The sequence below is a fragment of the Lentzea sp. NPDC020367 genome (assembly GCF_044387305.1).
GTDB lineage: Bacteria > Actinomycetota > Actinomycetes > Mycobacteriales > Pseudonocardiaceae > Lentzea.
On the sequence record NZ_JBIRVV010000011.1, the window covers coordinates 196,847 to 214,395 of the forward strand.

At 69.9% G+C, this 17,549-nt stretch carries 14 protein-coding genes and 1 pseudogene; 3 read left to right on the forward strand and 12 right to left on the reverse strand.

Translation table 11 applies throughout. The features are described 5' to 3' along the window. Nucleotides 1–5 precede the first annotated feature (5 nt). The 3 genes and pseudogenes from ACH413_RS35610 to ACH413_RS35620 form a co-directional block, all read right to left on the reverse strand. The gene (locus ACH413_RS35610; RefSeq protein ID WP_360038589.1) at nt 6–872 is read right to left on the reverse strand and encodes a hypothetical protein; all 867 of its coding nucleotides are present in this window, start codon (nt 870–872) and stop codon (nt 6–8) included. 50 nt (nt 873–922) lie between these two features. Next, nucleotides 923–1,309 (reverse strand): proprotein convertase P-domain-containing protein, encoded by a 387-nt coding sequence (locus ACH413_RS35615; protein WP_360038800.1) that lies wholly within the window; start codon nt 1,307–1,309, stop codon nt 923–925. Nucleotides 1,310–1,312: 3 nt separating this feature from the next. Then, nucleotides 1,313–2,560: pseudogene (locus tag ACH413_RS35620) on the reverse strand (choice-of-anchor B family protein); the annotation flags it as partial. A 134-nt stretch (nt 2,561–2,694) separates the two neighbouring features. Between ACH413_RS35620 and ACH413_RS35625 the strand changes: the two are divergent. The 3 genes from ACH413_RS35625 (at nt 2,695) to ACH413_RS35635 (ending at nt 5,803) form a co-directional block, all read left to right on the forward strand. After that, nucleotides 2,695–4,140, forward strand: coding sequence for a phenylacetate--CoA ligase family protein (locus tag ACH413_RS35625; protein ID WP_360038592.1), 1,446 nt, complete (start codon nt 2,695–2,697; stop codon nt 4,138–4,140). Between the two features lie 99 nt (nt 4,141–4,239). Continuing rightward, the gene (locus ACH413_RS35630; RefSeq protein WP_360038595.1) at nt 4,240–4,698 is read left to right on the forward strand and encodes a peptidase inhibitor family I36 protein; all 459 of its coding nucleotides are present in this window, start codon (nt 4,240–4,242) and stop codon (nt 4,696–4,698) included. A 199-nt stretch (nt 4,699–4,897) separates the two neighbouring features. Then, nucleotides 4,898–5,803: a helix-turn-helix domain-containing protein gene (locus ACH413_RS35635; RefSeq protein WP_360038597.1), complete on the forward strand. Its 906-nt coding sequence runs from the start codon at nt 4,898–4,900 to the stop codon at nt 5,801–5,803. Here ACH413_RS35635 and lnt read toward each other — a convergent pair. From lnt to gntD (ACH413_RS35680), 9 genes are all read right to left on the reverse strand, one after another. Continuing rightward, nucleotides 5,780–7,249: an apolipoprotein N-acyltransferase gene (gene lnt / locus ACH413_RS35640; protein WP_360038600.1), complete on the reverse strand. Its 1,470-nt coding sequence runs from the start codon at nt 7,247–7,249 to the stop codon at nt 5,780–5,782. The genes ACH413_RS35635 and lnt overlap by 24 nt on opposite strands. Next, complete coding sequence (mptB, locus tag ACH413_RS35645) at nt 7,236–8,684, reverse strand: polyprenol phosphomannose-dependent alpha 1,6 mannosyltransferase MptB (RefSeq protein ID WP_360038603.1); 1,449 nt, start codon at nt 8,682–8,684, stop codon at nt 7,236–7,238. The genes lnt and mptB overlap by 14 nt, the downstream gene beginning before the upstream one ends. Before the next feature lie 67 nt (nt 8,685–8,751). Continuing rightward, nucleotides 8,752–10,350, reverse strand: a complete 1,599-nt coding sequence (locus tag ACH413_RS35650; protein ID WP_360038606.1) for a sigma-70 family RNA polymerase sigma factor — start codon at nt 10,348–10,350, stop codon at nt 8,752–8,754. A gap of 153 nt (nt 10,351–10,503) precedes the next feature. Next, a complete protein-coding gene (locus ACH413_RS35655) occupies nt 10,504–10,734 on the reverse strand; it encodes an MbtH family protein (RefSeq protein WP_360038608.1) in 231 nt (76 codons plus the stop codon). A gap of 13 nt (nt 10,735–10,747) precedes the next feature. After that, the gene (gene gntD, locus ACH413_RS35660) at nt 10,748–11,779 is read right to left on the reverse strand and encodes a guanitoxin biosynthesis L-enduracididine beta-hydroxylase GntD (RefSeq protein WP_360038611.1); all 1,032 of its coding nucleotides are present in this window, start codon (nt 11,777–11,779) and stop codon (nt 10,748–10,750) included. Beyond that, nucleotides 11,766–12,884, reverse strand: a complete 1,119-nt coding sequence (vioD, locus tag ACH413_RS35665) for a capreomycidine synthase (protein ID WP_360038613.1) — start codon at nt 12,882–12,884, stop codon at nt 11,766–11,768. Before vioD ends, gntD (ACH413_RS35660) begins: the two co-directional genes overlap by 14 nt. 14 nt (nt 12,885–12,898) lie before the next feature. Further along, nucleotides 12,899–14,683, reverse strand: coding sequence for an ABC transporter ATP-binding protein (locus ACH413_RS35670; protein ID WP_360038616.1), 1,785 nt, complete (start codon nt 14,681–14,683; stop codon nt 12,899–12,901). Continuing rightward, nucleotides 14,676–16,520: an ABC transporter ATP-binding protein gene (locus ACH413_RS35675; protein WP_360038618.1), complete on the reverse strand. Its 1,845-nt coding sequence runs from the start codon at nt 16,518–16,520 to the stop codon at nt 14,676–14,678. The genes ACH413_RS35670 and ACH413_RS35675 overlap by 8 nt, the downstream gene beginning before the upstream one ends. Before the next feature lie 14 nt (nt 16,521–16,534). Continuing rightward, on the reverse strand, nt 16,535–17,545 hold the full coding sequence (gntD, locus tag ACH413_RS35680; protein ID WP_360038621.1) for a guanitoxin biosynthesis L-enduracididine beta-hydroxylase GntD: 1,011 nt from the start codon (nt 17,543–17,545) through the stop codon (nt 16,535–16,537). Nucleotides 17,546–17,549: the final 4 nt, after the last annotated feature.

Sequence of the window (17,549 nt, forward strand, 5' to 3'; positions counted from 1 at the left end):
GGGGGTCAGCCGACGTCGACCGTGAAGGCCGTCCGGTGCACCTTGCCGCCGTGGGCGAACTCCAGGAACAACCGGTACTCGCCCCGGTCGGCGAAGACCGCCTGGAAGCTCAGTTCGCCGTTGTTCAGCGGAATGCCCGCCAGTTCGACCGGGTGCAGGTGCGTCGCCGACAGCAGCATGGTGTGGAAGCCGGTCATGTGCCCGTTGGCGCCGAGGTGCGGCTCCAGGGAACTGACCGGCTTGCCGTCCGGCCCGCGGATCGACAGGCGCAGCACGTGCGGGTTCATCGGCGTCGGCTGCGCCGGGGAGTCCACCCGCACCACGGTGTAGCCGTCGGTGGTCGTGGCTCCGTCCGAAGGGGCGGGCACCGGGGCCAGCGTCGTGTCGCCGGGGACGCTGAACGGCACGCCGAGCACGACCGGGTGCCGCGCGTCGGCGGTGTCGAGCGGCACGAACTCCGCGAACATCCGGTAGGCACCGCCGTCGGGCAGCGAGAGGGTGGTGTGCCAGGTGTCGCCGTCCAGCACGGGGTGCAGGTGCTCGAACACGTTCATGTCCTCGCGGACGGCGAAGAAGTGCATCTGCTTGGTCTGGTTGTCCAGGAACCTGGTGACGGGTTTGCCCGCGCCGTCGAGGATCCGGAACGCCACGGGCACCGCCGTGCCCCGCGACTCGGGCATGGTGACGCGGTCGAAGCGGTAGCCGCTCTCCACTTCGGACAGACCGTCGCTGTGCGCGGCGGGCATGACCGGGCCCATGTTCTGGTGCTGCACGGGCGAAGCGGACCGGGCGAACAGCATGACCCCGCCACCCGCCACCACGGTGACGGCGAGCAGGGCGAAGAACCAGTCGGCGAAGCTCAGTTTGCGCATGACCACTCCTGAGCCGTGGGTGGCCGGCGAAGGCCACCCACGGCCTCGTCTCAGAACTGAAGGCTCCACGCGTCGACGTAGCCGACGTCGGAGCGGTAGAGGTCCTGCACCTTGAGCTGCCACGTGCCCGCGGCGTCCTCGGCGGAGGCGTTCACCTCGTAGGTGGCCACGACGTTGTCACCGGAGTCGTTGCTGGAACCCTTGAGCCGGAACGCAGTGCCGTCCGGCGCGACGAGGTCGATCACCAGGTCACCGCGGTACGGGTGCTTGATGTCAACGTTCACCTTGAGGGCTCCCGGCGCCTTGCCGGGGACACCGGTCACGGTGACCGGTGACGTGACCGCGGCACCCGCGTCCGGAATGGACACGTCGGCCGTGTTCTCGAACTTGCCGCCGGTGGGCGGCGGTTCGACGGCGCCGAGGTTGGGCTTGACCACGACCAGGCCCTGCTCGATGCCGTTGACCAGCACGATGCCGCTCGCGAAGTACGGGTAGTTGCTCCACGCGCCGTTGAACTTCGCCTCGTTCGCCGCCGGGTAGATGTCGAAGTACCCGGCCTCCGTCAGCTGTGCCGAGGCGATGCCGCTGACGTCGAGGATGCGCAGCCCGGCCTGGTAGTTGGCCTGGTAGGAGTACTTGCCCTTGATGTACTGGTTGTGGTCGATGGCCGTGGCGGGCGAGTTGTAGACGCCGGTGTGCACGGGGTTGGCCAGCGACGCGAGGTCCCAGATGTAGGTCTTGGTGCGCTTGTCGGTGCCGCGCGACTCGTCCAGCTCGTCGTCGAGCAGGAAGTAGCGCTGGTCCTCGGTGAGCCAGCCCTGGTGCGAGTACTGGGCGCCGGAGTAGGCCTTGCGCACGATCTGGACCGGGTTGGCCTTGTCGGTCACGTCGACGATCGTCAGCGTGTCCTCGTTGGAGTTGAAGCAGATCTCCCGGCCCCGGTAGGTCGTGTCCGGGCCGCGGTAGATCACGCACTAGCCGTCCTGCGCGACGCAGCCGGCGTTCTTCGGCGACTTCGGCGTGCGGATGTCGACCATGTGCGGGCCGCCGCTGCACGTGTTGGAGCCGATCGCGTACGCGTACCCGGTCTCCTCGTTGATGGCGATGTTGTGCGCGGGGCCGAAGTCCTTGTACAGGGTGTCGGCCGTGAACGTCTGCGGCGTCGTGATCGTCCGCAGCCGGGTCAGGTCGAACACCTGCATCCCGTGGCCGGTGATGAAGTCGGCGACGATGAACGCGTGGTCCTTGTAGACCTTCATGTCACGCCACGAGCTGCTGCCGCCGTTGGACGGCAGGTTGCCCAGGAACTTGGGCGCCGTGGGCGTGCTGACGTCGACGAACGCCGTGCCGTTGGTGCGGCCGACGATCGCGTACTCCTTGCCGGAGGACGGGTCGGTCCAGCCCCAGACGTCGTTGCCGTTGCCACCGCCCATCGCGGACAGCGGCAGCACGCTGAGCAGGTCGACGTTCTTGCAGGGGTAGATGTCGGCCTTGCCGTCGACACACGGGACTCCGGCGGCCTGGCCGGTGACCGCGTGCCGGTCCGCGGGGAGGTGGTCGGCCAGGAACGTTCTGGCCGCCGCCTGTCCTTCTGCGGTGTTCGGGTCGTGGGCGGAGGCGCCCGTCATCGAGAGGGCGACCACTGAGGCCGTCAAGACGGCCAGCGCCCCCGTGCGCAGGGATTTCATGTAGTTGTACTCCTCACGACCGGGGATGCAGGGGTTCCCGGTCAGACACAGACGGTAGAAGCGGTGGGCACTGCCCGTGAACCGTCGTTCGTCTGGTTCGGGTGGAATGTGGATCAGATCGATACGCTCGGGCGATGGACAGCAGCCGGCAGACCCGTGTGCGCCAGGCGTTCGACGACTTCTTCGCTCCCGCGGAGCCGAAGTCCGCGAGCTGGGTGCTCGACCTGTTCCAGCACACGGCCGCGACCGTGCCCGCGTATCAGAAGCTCTTGCAGGAGCACGGGATCGAGCCCGCGGGCATCGAGACGTTCGAGGACTTCCAGCGGTTGCCGTTGCTCGAGAAGGCGAACTACCACGAGCGGTACCCGTTGCCGGAGCTGTGCCGCGGCGGGCGGCTCGAGGACTGCGACATGATCGCCGTGTCGTCGGGATCCAGTGGCAGGCCGACGATCTGGCCGCGGTCGCTGGAGGACGAACTGCACGTGGCGCGGCGGTTCGAGCAGGTGCTGGTGGACGGATTCCACGCGGACGAGCGCAGGACGCTGGCGGTGGTGTGCTTCCCGCTCGGCACGTGGGTCGGCGGGCTGTTCACCCAGGCCTGCGTGCGGCACCTCGCCGCGAAGGGCTGCCCGATCACGGTCGTGGCGCCGGGCAACAACAAGACCGAGATCCTGCGGGTGCTGCCGGAACTGGCGCCGCACTTCGAGCAGGTCGTGCTGCTGGGCTACCCGCCGTTCGTGAAGGACGTCGTCGACACCGGGCTCGCGCAGGGCGTCGACTGGCCCGCGTACCGGATCAAGCTCGTGCTCGCGGGCGAGGTGTTCAGCGAGCAGTGGCGCGACCTGGTTTCCCGGCGGGCTGGAATCGCGGACCCGATCAGCGACGTCGCTTCTCTTTACGGCACAGCGGATTCCGGTGTGCTCGGCAACGAGACAGCGCTTTCCGCCGGCATCCGCCGGTTCTTCGCCGGCCACCCGGAGAAGGCGCGGGAGGTCTTCGGCGACTCGCGGCTGCCCACGCTCGTGCAGTACGACCCGGCGAGCCGGTTCTTCGAGGTGCACGACGGCACGCTGGTGTTCACCGCGGACGGCGGGATCCCGCTGCTCCGCTACCGGATCGCCGACGAGGGCGGGATCCTGGAGCACGACGACCTGCTGGAGTACTGCGCCCGCAACGGCTTCACTCCCCCGCCGGGCCCGGCGCTGCCGTTCGTCTACCTGTTCGGGCGGTCGCTGTTCACCGTGTCGTTCTTCGGCGCGAACGTCTATCCGGAGAACGTGACCGTCGGATTGGAACAGCCCGGCATCAGCGACGTGGTGACGGGAAAGTTCGTGATCGAGTCGGTCGAGAACGAAGATCGCGATCGGCTGTTGCGGATCACCGTCGAGACCGCGCCGGGAGCGACGGCGGACGCGGCGGTGATCGCGGAGGCGGTGCGGACCCAGCTGCTGCGGCTCAACAGCGAGTTCGCGCACTACGTCCCGGCCGAACGGCAGCTGCCCGAGGTCGTGCTGCGCCCGGCGGGAGATCCGGAGTACTTCCCGGCCGGCGTGAAACACAGATACACCCGACGACCCTGAAATGTGCTTTTGCGCCACGGAGCAATAGCTTTCTTCCCGATCCTCTCTCTGCCTATGGTGACGACGGCCGAATTCATTTCGGGTTTAGGGAGGAATCCTTTGAGGTTCGTTCGGCGTATTTTGCTGGCGTTGATGCCGCTCGCCATGCTCTTCTCCGTCGCTCTCGCTGCCCCGAGTGCGCAGGCGGAGGCTCCGGTCGCTGAGGCCGCCGCTGTGGGCGCGGCGTTCGACTCCGAGACCGGTCAGGCGCTCGCGGCCTGGGACTGCAACACCGGCAACATCTGCTTCTGGAACGGCTTCGGCGGAACCGGTGGCCGGTGCATGTGGGACGTGGCGGACTCGGACTGGACCGCGGGAACCTACAAGTGTTCCTGGGCCACGACCAAGGAGGTCAAGTCCGTCTACAACAGGGGGACGTCGTCCGCCACGGGCGTCAGGTTCTACCGCAACACCGGGTACAACAACTCGATCGGTTGCACGCGGCAAGGTCAGAAGGGTGACCTCGCCGGCACCTACCAGGTGCGCTCGCACCAGTGGGTCAGCACCAGCTGCGGCTGATCCGACCAGATAGCACAGAACCGGGCGCGGGCCCCTGGTCCCGCGTCCGGTTTTCGTTGCGCAATTCGGCGGAGTGACACGCCCAGTATTGTTGTGCGCGGTGACCTGGCCTGGGGAGGTTGCTGTGTTGCGCATCCATTTTTCGCCTGGCGATCTGGAGCGTACGCAGGTAGCGGAAAGGGTGGATCCACTCTGGGAAATGGTGTTCAGCTGGCTTCGGCTGACCGAACTGGACAGCGGGTTGTTGCTGCAGCCGTGGCTGCGTCACATCCGCCGCAACGGCGACCGGCAGGTGATCACGTCCGGCGTCCGAATGCTGTCCGTGCTCGCCCCGCTGGGGCCGTACTTCCCTGACTTCCTGACGCCGCCGGAGGGCGCGCAAGGCCTGGGGAGCGCGCTCGCCGCGATCCGGTCCACGCCGCGGCACCGGTTGCGAGAGGAGTTCGGGCTGTTGGAGGACGTGCGGCCGGTTCCGGAGTGGACGCGTCCACTCGCGGCGGGCGACGGGGAGTCCCTTCTGGAGCTCACCGAGGCGTTCACCCGCTACCACCGCGCGGTGATCGAGCCGTACAGCGATCTGATCGAGGAGGCCGTCGAGACCGATCGGGTGCACCGCAACGGTGTCGCGTGCAACGTGGAGGGATTGCTGCGGGGCATGTTCCCGCTGATGAACTGGCGGGCGCCGGTGCTGGAGGTCCAGTACGCGCACGACCGCGACCTGCATCTCAACGGGCGTGGGCTGCGGCTGGTGCCGTCGTACTTCTGCCGCCGAACCCCTGTCGCGTTCGCTGATCCGGGGCTCCCCCCGACCGTGGTGTACCCGTTGCACCACGACTGGACCTGGCAGCGGCAGCTCGACAGCGGACGACGTGAGCAGGGCGCGCTCGCGGCGTTGCTCGGCAGCACCAGATCAGCGGTGCTGGCGGCGGTCGGTGCCGGGGCGACGACGACCGAACTGGCGGAACGCCTCGGGGCGTCCCCGTCCTCGGTCAGCCGGCACACGACCGTGCTGCGGGAGGCGGGGCTGCTGACGACGGAACGACAGGGGCTGTCCGTACTGCACCAGCGAACACTGCTGGGGTCAGCCCTGCTCGGCAAGAACTGAGGAACGGCGGCGCCTCCACAACCCGATCACGCACGCGGCCAGTGCCGCACCCGTGAGCAGGACGTGGATCGCGCCGCCGAACCTCGTCGCGAACGTCAGGTCCGTGCGCAACGGCACGGTGTCGACCATCAGGTCGTCGGTGAACATCCCGGTCGACTGCACCACGCTGCCGTCCGGGCGCACCACCGCGCTCACGCCGCTGATCGCCGCGACGACGACCGCGCGGCCGTGTTCGATGGCGCGCAGCCGGGCCATCCCCAGCTGCTGGTAGGTCATCTCGCCGCGGCCGTACCAGGCGTTGTTCGTCGGTACCACCAGCAACTGCGCGCCTTCGGCCGCACTCTCGCGCAGCACGTAGTCGTACGCGACCTCGTAGCAGATGCCGACGCCCACGCGCGTGCCCGCGATGTCCAGCACGCCGGGTTCGGTGCCCGCGTCGAGGTCCGGCTGGTCGGCGAACGGCGTGAAGATCCGGGCGAGCGGGCGCAGCGGGATGTGCTCGGCGAACGGGACGAGCTCCTGCTTCGCGTACGACTTGCCCGCCCCGGTCTCCGGGTCCCACGCGATGACCGAGTTCTGCCCGTGGCGCAACGCGCTCACCAGCGTCGGCACGCCGAGGTCGGCGATGGCGCCGTCGAGCACCGGGTCCCGGTCACCGGTCCTGGTCGCGCTCTCCGGCCACACCACGAGGTCCGGCTTCGGCAGCGCGCCGCCGCGGACCAGCGCGGCCAGTTCGGCGGTCTTGCGCAGGTGGTTGGCGCGCAGGGTGGCGCCCTCGGTGAGCAGACCGAGGCCGACGTCGGGGGCGTTGCCCTGCACGACGCCGACGGTCCGCTGCCCGGTCTGGGCCTCGATCGAGATCAACGGGCTGACGGCGAGCGCGGCGACGATCGGCACCAACGCCCAGGCGCGGGTCCACCTGGGGAACCAGGCGGCCAGGCCGAATCCGGTGAAGACCACCGCGAACGTCACCAGCGGCGCGCCACCGATCACGGCGAGCCGCGCGAACGGGCCGTCGACCTGGCCGAACGCGACGCGGCCCCACGGGAAGCCGTTGAACGGGATCAGCCCGCGCGCGGTCTCCTGCAGCACGAACAGCAGCGCGGCCCACACCGGTGGCGCGGGCAGCCGGGAGACCAGCGGGAACAGCGCGCAGACGGCGCAGATGAACAACGCCATCAACGCGCTGAGCACCAGCCACGGCCACGGCCCGAAGTCGTCGCCGAGGAAGTGCTGGATCCACCACAGGTGCGGCAGGAAGAAGGTCAGCCCGAACGTGAACCCGAGGCCCGCGCCGCGCCGGGCGCCCGCGCCCTTCAAAGCAAGCCACAGCACCACGAACGCGGGCACGGCGAGCCACCAGAGCGTGCGCGGGGGAAAGCTCAGGGACAGCGCGCCGCCGGCCAGCGCGGCGGCGCCGTAGCGAACGAGATCAGGCTTGCGCAACGGACACCCTCGCCCGGCGCAGGACGAGGTACGCGCCACCGACCAGGGCGATCCCGAGGACATAGGCGCCGATCAGCTCGGGCACGCGGCCCGCGAAGTTGCCCGCGAGCGGCGGCACCAGCAGCGCGAAGACCCCGGCGAGCACGGCGACCCTGGTCCGCCACTTCCCCACCGGCAGGCACGCGGCCAGCGGCAGCACCGCCCACAGCAGGTACCACGGCTGGATCACCGGCCCCAGCACCACGATCAGGCTCATCATCATCCCCAGCGCCGTCACCTCGGAGACCCTGCCGCGCAGCTGCCGGTCGATCACCACCGCCACCCCGCACAGGATCAGCACGAGCCCCGCGATCCGTGCCGAGGAAATCATCGCCTGACCGCTTTCCTGGCCGAACACCGCACCCGCCAGATAGCCCGGCCAGTTGGTCGGCGCCATCCAGCTGTTGACCTTCGACGGCGTGCCGAGCGCCTGCACCCAGCCGAAACCGGACATGCCCGCGAGCGACGTCACGACCGACACCACCACGGCGGCCACGACCATGCCGAGTCCCGCGGCGACGAACCGCACCCAGCCACCGCCCAGCCTGCGGGCCAGCGCGGTGCCGACGACCGCGAGCGCGACCAAAGCCGGCAGCTTGACCTGAGCGCCCAGCCCGATGAGCACGACACCGGCCGTGAACGGCCACCACTTCAGTTCGGGCAGTGCCTGCAACGCGATGACGGTGCCCGACAGCATGAGGCCGAGCATCAACGCGTCGTTGTGGACGCCACCGATGAGATGCCACAGCACCAACGGGTTCATCACACCCAGCCACAACGCCATGCGCTCCGGCACACCCGTCATGGCCGCGAGCCGCGGCACCGCCCACACGACGAGCAGCAGGCCCAGCACGGCGACCAGGCGGTACGCCACGATGCCCGCCACCGGATCCCCGCCGGTGACCTGGGTGATCGAGCGTTCGACCGTGGTGAACAGCGGCCCGTACGGCGACGGCGTCTCGCGCCAGTAGACGCCGACCCGGGCCACCGCCTCCGCGCTCGCGCCGACGGCCGGGCTGACGACGTTCGGGTCGAGGCCGTTCGCCGCTACCTCGCCCTGGGCGAGGTAGCTGAAGACGTCGCCGCTGAACAGCGGCGGGGCCACCAGCAGCGGCCCGCACCACCACGCGAGCGTCCGGCGCAGCCACGAGGCGTCCGGCCTGGTGCGGCCGAGCAGCGTCCACGCCAGCACGACCAGTCCGGCACCCGCGATCGCGACACCCAGCGCCAGTCCCCCTGCTCTGGCGCTCACGGCCCACGCACCTGCGATGAGCAGGAGCGCGCCGCCGAAACCCGTCCAGCGCAACAGTTCCGGGGTGTCCGTGGTGACCGCGGTGGGCCAGCGGTAGGTGACGGTCTGCACGGGAGAGACAGTGCTTTCCGGACGGATCGTCACGCGTCCGACTGTGGTCGCGTTCCCACGTACGACTTCAGGATGATCTTTTTTAAATGTCTGTTGCGGGTCAACTTCCGGCGAGGTCGTGCGTCATCCACACGGTTCCCTTGGCGTCGCGGATCACGACGATGCCGATGCGGGTGGACGACTTGCTCAGGATGTTCTTGCGGTGGCCGTCGTTCGGCGGCTTCTCGTCGATCATGCCCTGGGTGAGGCCGAGCGCCATCTTGGAGATCGCCTCGACGTTGTCCTTGACCGGGCCGCCCATGCCGACGTTCTCCGCGATGGAGCTCCACTTCACGCCCGCCGCGGTGCTGCGTTCGCCGAGGCCGCTCTCGCCGGGGCACTGGTGCGACAGGCCGCAGCCGTTGCTCATCATCGCCCTGGTGTGGCGGTCGGCGGCGGTGACCAGCGCCGGGTCGACCGACAGCGGGGGCAGGCCCTCCTTCGCCCTGGTCTCGTTGATCAGCGCGAGGACGCGTTCCTCCGGGGTGGCGGCGCGAGGAGGCTCGGGTGGCGGCGTCGTCGTGGTCGTGGTGGTGGTCGTTGTCGTGGTGGCGGCAGCCGACGACGAGGGCGCGCTCGACGTCGTTCCCGGTGCCTGCGACGAGGACGTGGAGAGAGCGAGCCCCTGGGTGGTGTTCGGCCCGGCCACGGCGGCGGGCGGATCGGACGGCAGCAGCACCACGGTGCCGACCACGCCGACGAGCGCGCACACGGCGGCCGCACCCGCCGCCACGAGGAGGGGCTTGCCACTGGCGATGCCCGCGAGCTTGCCGAACACGCCGGTCGGTTCCGCGAGGTGGGCGGCGTGGGTGGGATCGGGCCCGAGGTCGGTCCCGTACGCGACGGCCTCCGGCGTGACGTCCCGCAGGCTCTCCAGCAGTCGCGGCAGGTAGGAGGCCGGGACCACGAGCAGCGCGGCACCGGTCAGGATGCGCTCGACCGGCATCGCGTCGTCCACGCCACGCCGGCACCGGCCGCACTCGTCGACGTGCCGCAGGAGCCGCTTGCGCCACAACGGGTTCGGCTCGCCGTTCCAGCCCTGCGCGGCCCGGTCGAGCCCGGCGCAGCGCGGTTCCATCGACAACGCGCGCACCAGGTGCCGGATCGTCTCCAGGCGGCCCTTGAGCCTGCTGACCCGCACCGTGACCGTGTGCGCGCCGAGGTCGAGCGCGTCGGTCACCTCGGCCCTGGTCAGCTGCCCGACGCGTTCGAGCGTCCACAGCGCCAGCAGTTCGCGGTCACCGGGGTCCAGCCACCGCGCGGCCTCGTCGACCTCCCGGCGCTGCTGGGCGAAGTGCAGCCGCGACAAGGCGACCTCGACGAACTCGGCCCCCGGATCGGCGCGGTCGTACTCCTCCAGCGGGGCGGGGGCCAGGTCGCGGCGGCGGTAGTGCTCGCGGACCTGGTTGATCGTGACGGCCACCAGCCAGGACCGGAACCTGTCCGGCTCCCGCAGCGCGTCGATGCCGCGGATCACGCGGACCATCGTCTCCTGGACCACGTCGTCGACGTCGGCGTCGGCGTGCAGCGCCCGACCGGCGACGTTGTAGACCAGCGGCAGGCAACCCGCGACCACGGCGTCGAGCGCCGCCCGATCACCGGCCCGCGCGGCCTCCACCTGCTCCGCGTCCACCTGCCCCAGCCACTCCCGACCCGTCACTTCCGCACCCTTCGCCGACTTGTCCTGCACGCCATGGGAGACCGGCGAGTCTCACCTCAGGTCACAGAAACCGGGCCCATAAGTGACCCAGGTCACTTATGAGGGATGCATTCGCGGGCTACGCGCGGCCCCGCCCGGGGCCGCGCTGTCCCGTCACCTGCCGGCGGCCTGCCGGTCCAGCTGCTCGCGCACGCTGCGCGGCCGCATGTCGGTCCAGTTCTGGTTCACGTAGTCGAGGCAGGACTGGCGGGTGTCCTCGCCGTGGGCCACGGTCCAGCCGTCGGGGACGGCGGCCAGCGTCGCCGGCCAGAGGGAGTGCTGACCCTCGTCGTTGACGACCACGAAGAAGCGGCCGTCCTCGTCGTCAAAAGGGCTCGTGCGCATCGGTTCGCTCTTTTCAGTAGATGGTGCGGTCGTTCGCGGTGCGGCGGTGGGCGCGCGACTTGCGGAGGTCGCGGGCGATGTTCAGGCGGGTCAGCCAGCGGTCGGTGCCGTCGAAACGGGCGGTGAACGGCTCACGGCCGTGCGTGCCCCGGTAGTTGTCGAGGAACAGGACCTCGCCCGGCTTCAGGGCGTAGCCCGCGATGTTGGCGTCGATCGCCTTGACGATCGTGTCCAGCGCAGCGGCGGCCTCGGGGTCGGAAGCCGGGACCTCCATGAAGTACGGGTCGAGGCGCAGGTACGGGTCCTCCTGCGGGCCGAACAGCACCGCGATGGGCTCCGGGTTCGCGTCCAGGCCGGAGATCCACTCGTAGCTGCGGTCGCGCAGGCGGCGCAGCTGTTCGTCGCCCTCGTCGTTCTGGCGGTTGGCGGCGAGGTGGGAGCGGTCCGGGCGGATCGGGAAGCGGTCCTGGCGCAGCACCTCGACGACGTCGGCCGGGAGGTCGATGCCCTCCAACGAGCCGTACGTGGTGTTGACGCCGTCGGGGTTGCGCAGGCACATCAGGCCCACGTAGTCGGTGCGCATCGGGTGGAACGCGTCCTCGATGTGCCAGGTGAGGAGTTCCTCGCTGCCCGAGCCGAGCTGCTCGTACTGGTGTTCCTTGATCGGGAACACGTCGTGCAGCAGCCGGCCGTCCTGCTGGGTGGACCACGCGATGGGGTCGCCCAGCAGCGACGCGCACAGGTAGAAGAACAGGTCCTCGGCGAGCGTGGGCCTGCCCTCGCCGCCGCAGTCCTTCCAGTGCGCCGGCGTCGGGCCGATGCGGTCGTTGTCGATCACGTAACCGCCGACGACGCACAGCGGGTGCGGCTCGGTGAGGCGGAACTCCAGCAGGCCCGCACGCAGGGCGCGGGGCAGTTCGTGGGCGATGACGGTGGCCTCGCGCACGAACGCCGGGTTCTCGACCGACTGGTACTGCTCGGCCAAGCCGGCGACGAGGGCGTCGGCCTCGGCCAGGTCTGATGCGGACAGGTCAACTCTGAACACGGGCCTTCTCCCCTACGAGTGCGAGCGTGTCGAGGCCGCGGGTGAACGCGGCGGGTGCACCGCCATAGCCGAGCCGGACGCGGGTCGGGTCCCCGAAGCACGAGCCGGGGACGAGCAGCGTGCGGTGTTCACGGGCCAGGTCGTGGCAGAAATCGGTGGTGTCGGTTTGGCCGATCAGCTGCGGGAACGTGGTGACGCCGCCCATCGGCTCCGGCAGGTCGATCAGTTCCGGGTGCTCGGCGGCCCACTTGCGCAGCAGGCTCAGGTTGTTGCGGGCGTTGGCCATCCGCGGGCCGACCAGGAGGTCGGCGTGCTGCGCGACGCGCGTGGCGAGCAGCTCGACCAACGGCGAGAGGTGCAACGTCATGCGGTCGCGCAGGTCGAGCGTGCCGCGCAGGACGTCCTCAGGCCCGATCGCCCAGCCGACGCGCAGACCCGGCAGGCCGTAGCCCTTCGACAGGGTGCCGATGGAGATGGCCTTGTCGTAGTCGTGCACGGGATCCACGAGCGGCTCGCCCTCGACGACCATCTCGCGGAAGGCCTGGTCCCACACCAGGTACGTGCCGGCCTCGGCGCAGATCGCGACGAACTCGTCGCGCTGGGCCGGGGTGAGCGACGCGCCGGTCGGGTTGTGCGGGAAGTTCACGACGACGGCCTTGGCGCCGTCGATGACCGCGCGCAGGTCGTCCAGGTCGGGGCGGAAGCCGTTCTCCGGCCGCAACGGCCACACGCGCAGGTCGCAACCCATGGACCGGGCGATGGACGTGTGCGTGTGATAGGTCGGCTCGGTGACCACGACGGCGTCGCTCGGGTCGAGCAACGTGCTGAGCACGAGGTAGATCGCCTCGCTGCCGCCGTGCGTGACCATGACCTTGTCGGGGTCGCCGGTCCCCCACTGCTGGGCAATGGCCGTGCGCACTTCCTCGCTGCCGAACGACGTGCTGTCGCGGAACACCACGGCGTCGAGCTCGTCGTGGCTGATGCCGAGCATGGCCCGCAGGTCGGCGAGCGAGTAGTCCTCGACCCCGCTGCTGCCGATGTCGTCGTCCACGGCGAAGTAGTACAGACGCATCCAGTCCTCTAGGGGCGCTGGTTCGAACTTCATCAGGGCGACTCCTTTCAGCGGTAGGCCGAGGACTGCAGGTCGTACAGCTCGGCGTAGAGGTCGGGGTGGGCCATCAGGTGCTCGTGGCTGCCCATCTCGCGGATGCGGCCGCCGTCGAGGACGACGATCAGGTCGGCCATCCGCACGGTCGAGAAGCGGTGCGACACAAGGAGAGTCACCGTGCCTCTCGACTTTCCGGCACGGGCTGCGTCCGCGAACCGTTCGAACAACGCGTGCTCGGTCTGCGGGTCGAGCGCGGCGGTGGGCTCGTCGAACACCGCCAGCAACGGGTCGGTGCGCAGCAGGCCGCGGGCCAGTGCCAGCTTCTGCCACTGGCCGCCGGACAGCTCGGCACCGCCGTCCCACGCCCGGCCCAGCTGGGTGTCGAGGCCTCGCGGTAGACCGTCCACAACGGACGTCGCGCCCGCCCGGCCGAGAGCACCGTTGAGCGCCGCGTCGTCGTTGATTCGCGGAATGTCCGCCACGCCAACGGTTTCGCGGGCCGCGAGCTGTAGTTCCACGAAGTCCTGGAAAGCGCCGCTGAGCCGGGTCCGCCACTCGCGGGTGGGGATGCGGTTCAGGCCGACGCCGTCGATCTGGATCTCGCCGCCGTCCGGTTCGTAGAAGTCGCACAGCAGCTTCACGAGCGTGGACTTGCCCGCGCCGTTCTCCCCCACCAGCGCCACCACGGACCCGGCGGGCAGGTGCATGGACACGCCGTCGAGCACGGCGTGCTCACTGCCCGGATACCGGTAGGTGACGTCGATCAGGTCGATGCCGTGGCTCAGCGACGCGGGCGGCGCGGCGGGCTCCTCCACGCGTTTTCCGGCCGCAGCGGCGAAGCGCTCCAGCCAGACGTAGCGCCGGGCCTGCTTGAGGCACCACAGGAAGTCGCCGCTGTAGCCGACGGACGTGGCGACGACCGCGGCCATCTCGATGGTGAGCGCGACGACCATGACGACGTCACCGGGCGTGGCCTGACCCTTCACGGCGAGCCAGACCACCAGTGCGATGGCGCCGACGAACCCGGCCGCGTTGATCACGGCGTCGATGCTCTTGAGCGCCGCACCACGCCAGGCGGCCCGGTTGCGCGTGTCGAGCACCTCGTCGGACACCTCGTGGTGCCGGCGGACCAGCTCACGGGTGAGTCCGAAGACGCGCAGTTCCTTGCCCGCACCGGCGGTCGTGCCGATGTCGAACAGGTGGCGGCGCAGCCGTTCGGGTTCGCCGGTGTCCTCCTGGGCGTCGACGGCGAGGTCGTTGGCACGGCTGGTGATCCACAGCGAGATGAACGCCAGCAGTGCCAGCGAGATCAGCGCCGGATGCACGTCCGCGAGCAGCAGCGCCGTCGTGCCGAAGCCGACGAACGCGCTGATCAGCCCCGCCGTGGCGTTGGTCATCTCGGCGAGGCTCTCGCGTTCCTCGCGCAACAGTTGGATCTGGTCGAGGTACTTGGGGTTCTCGTGCGGGGCCAGGCTGTCGATCCCGCTGAGCAGACGCATCAACGTCCGGTCCGACAACGCCTGGGTGCGTTCGAGCACGGCGAACACGCAGTGGGCGTTGTAGTACTGGCCGACGATGAGCACCCCGGTGGCGGCGGCGATGCCGAGCCCGGCCGTGAGCGCGCGGTTCAGATCGCCCGCGGAGGCGGAGTCGACGAGAACCTTGGCGCCGTATGCGATCAGGGGCCCGGTCAGCGCGAGCGCAATCTCCGTGACGATCTGGAAGACCGCGTACCAGCGCGCCGCGCGGAACCCGAAGCTGATGGTGGTGACGAAGGCTCGCCAGGTGTCACGCATCGGTGCCTCCGACCGGCTGGAACCGCTCCGCCTGCAGACGGAACAGGTGGGCGTAGCGGCCGTCCTGCTCCATCAGCTCGTCGTGGCCGCCGGTCTCGATGACGCGGCCGCCGGACACGACCGCGATCCGGTCCGCGCGCCGCACGGTGGAGAAGCGGTGCGAGATCAGGATCGTGGTGAGCCCCTGGGTGAGGTCCAGGAACCGTTCGTACAGCTCGGCTTCCGCCCGCACGTCGAGTGCGGCGGCGGGTTCGTCGAGCACGAGGACCTTGGCGCCCGCCTCGACGGCGAACATCGCGCGGGCCAGTGCGACGCGCTGCCACTGCCCGCCCGACAGGTCCACGCCGTCGGTGTAGGCCTGCGACAGCACGGTGTCCCAGCCGTTCGGCAGCGACTCGACCAGGTCACCGATCCCGGCCCGTGCGGCGGCGCGGCGCAGCATGTCCTCGTCGCCCGCGTGCTCGGGAGCGCCGAGGCCGATGTTGTCGCGCACCGGCAGGTGGTAGCGGGTGAAGTCCTGGAACAGCACGGCCACCCGCCTGCGCCACGCCTCGGGGTCGAGGCTCGCGAGGTCGGTGCCGTCGACGCCGATCTTGCCGCCGGTCGGTTCGTAGAAACCGGCGAGCAGCTTCACCAGCGACGTCTTGCCCGCGCCGTTGTCGCCGACGATCGCCAGCGACTGACCGGCGGGGATGACCAGGTCCAGTCCGGTGAGGACGTCCCGTTCGGTGCCGGGATAGCGGAAGTGCACTCCGTCGTACCGGATCTCCTGCGCCGGCACGTCCGCACCGACCGGGAGACCGGGCTCCGCGGAGTCGCCGGCCAGCCGCTTCTCCAGCGAGAGCACCTTGGGCACAGTGACGGCGGCGTTCGACAGGTACAGGTGCTCGTCGCCGACGGCGTACTCGTTGGCGTCGGCCAGTGCCCCCACGAACACGGCGAGGGCGGCGAGCGTCAGATCACCTCGCACCGCCGCGTAGGCCAGCAGCCCGTACGACAGCACGTTGATCACGAGGATCGCGGACGCGGAGCCGAGCACCATGCCGGGCCGGGGACGGCGGGCTTTCCGGATCGGTCCGATTCCCGCTTGCCACAACGTGTCGAAGCGGGTGACGAGCCAGTCGAGCACGCCCCACAGACGTACTTCCTTGGCAGGCGGTGGATCGAGTGCCAGGTCCCGGACGTACTCGGCCTGACGCAGCTGGGCGCTCTGCCCGAAGCCCTCCTCGCCGACGCGCAGGTAGTCGCGCTGCATGCGGTAGACGATGATCGGCCAGACCACGAGCCACAGCAGGCCGAGCCACCAGTGGAACCAGGTGAGCACGGCCGCCGAGCCGATGGCCCGCAGCCACGACGTGAGCACCTCGGGCAGTGCCTCGACGGTCTGTCCCGGCCGGTGCGCGCTCATGCCGAGGCCCCGCACGATGCGGACCTCGTCGATCACGCCGGGGTCTTCGAGATGGGCGATGCCCCGCGGCCGGGCCAGCGCGTTCAGCACGACCTCCTGCAGGTACCGGTCGACGTCGCGACCGAGCGTCGACACGGCGGCCCGCAGCAACGGCGAAGTCAGACGCTCGACCAGGATCGCGATCCCCACGGCGACCAGCAGTGCGCCCACCCGGCCGGCGGCCGGTGAGTCAGCGCCTTCCCTTGCGGCGACGGGGATGGCGCCGATCAGCAGACCGGTGACGACGGCGATCCCGATGGGCAGAACAGCGCTCACCACCACCCCGCCCGCCAGGAGCGCCGTGCGCGGCCGGCTGACTCGCGGCAGGACTCTGAGGACGGCGACGATGCCCTTGGCGGTGGGCGGGAGGTTGTGGAGCGGGTTCAGCATGGGTTCCGCATCCGTCAGATGAGCCGGGCGGTCGCCGAGGCGCGCCGCTCGTGGGACTTGCGCAGGTCGGTGGTGATGCTGACCCGCTTGAGCCAACGGTCCGTGCCGTCGTAACGGGCCTGGAACGCCTGCCGTCCGTGCGCGAGCCGGTGGTTGTTGATGATGAGCACGTCACCGGGCTCCAGGGCGACGTCCAGGCAGGACGCCTCCAGCAGCTCGTTGACCGCGTTCAGGGCGGCCGCCGCGGCGGGGTCCTTCGGCGTCTCCATGAAGTACGGGTCGAGACGCATGTACGGGTGCTTGCGCGACCCGTAGAGGACGGCGACGCGGTTGTCGTCGGCCTTCATCTCGGCGATCTCGGAGAACTCGGCGTCGACGCCCAGGGTGACGTTGTGCTTCGCCAGGTGCGAGTCGTCCGGCCGGATCAGGAAGTTCGGCTCGTGCAGCAGCTCCAGGTGCTCGGCGGAGAGCAGCCTGAGGTCCGGTTCCGAGACGATCGTGGCGATCCCGTCGGGGTTGCGCAGGCACTCCAGCAGCAGGTAGTCGGCGCGCCACGGGTGGAACGCGTCCTCGGTGTGCAGCGTGAGCGTGTCGGTGCTGCCGATCCCCATCTGCTCGGTCTCGAAGCCCTTGATGGGGAAGATGTCGTGCACCAGCCGGGCGTCCTGCTGGGTCTTCCAGCCGAACGGCTCGCCGAGCAGGGACCCGTGCAGCAGCAGGAGGATCTCCTCGGCGAACTCCGGGGTCGGCGTCGGCCGGCCGCGCCAGTGCTGCGGCGTCGGGCCGATGCGCGCGTCGTCGAAGACGTGACCGCGGACCACGCAGTAGCCCAGCTCGTCCTCCAGCGCGAAGTCGCGCAGGAAACGGCGCTGGCCCACGGGCAGTTCGGTGGCGAGCAGCGGCAGGTCGCGCAGCAGCTGTTCGTCCTCCGGACCCGTGTACTCCTTGGCTATCCGCAACGTCAGGTTCTCGACCTCGGCGGCCTCTTCAGCCGACAGGTGGTAGGTCCTCTTGGGCGTGGACAAGGAC

Excerpts from the sequence above, each read along its gene's own strand:
- ACH413_RS35635 (WP_360038597.1), top strand. The coding sequence starts at position 4,898 with ATGGTGTTCAGCTGGCTTCGGCTGACCGAACTGGACAGCGGGTTGTTG.
- ACH413_RS35675 (WP_360038618.1), bottom strand. The coding sequence starts at position 16,520 with ATGCTGAACCCGCTCCACAACCTCCCGCCCACCGCCAAGGGCATCGTC.
- vioD (WP_360038613.1), bottom strand. The coding sequence starts at position 12,884 with ATGAAGTTCGAACCAGCGCCCCTAGAGGACTGGATGCGTCTGTACTAC.
- ACH413_RS35655 (WP_360038608.1), bottom strand. The coding sequence starts at position 10,734 with ATGCGCACGAGCCCTTTTGACGACGAGGACGGCCGCTTCTTCGTGGTC.
- ACH413_RS35610 (WP_360038589.1), bottom strand. The coding sequence starts at position 872 with ATGCGCAAACTGAGCTTCGCCGACTGGTTCTTCGCCCTGCTCGCCGTC.
- ACH413_RS35625 (WP_360038592.1), top strand. The coding sequence starts at position 2,695 with ATGGACAGCAGCCGGCAGACCCGTGTGCGCCAGGCGTTCGACGACTTC.
- ACH413_RS35670 (WP_360038616.1), bottom strand. The coding sequence starts at position 14,683 with ATGCGTGACACCTGGCGAGCCTTCGTCACCACCATCAGCTTCGGGTTC.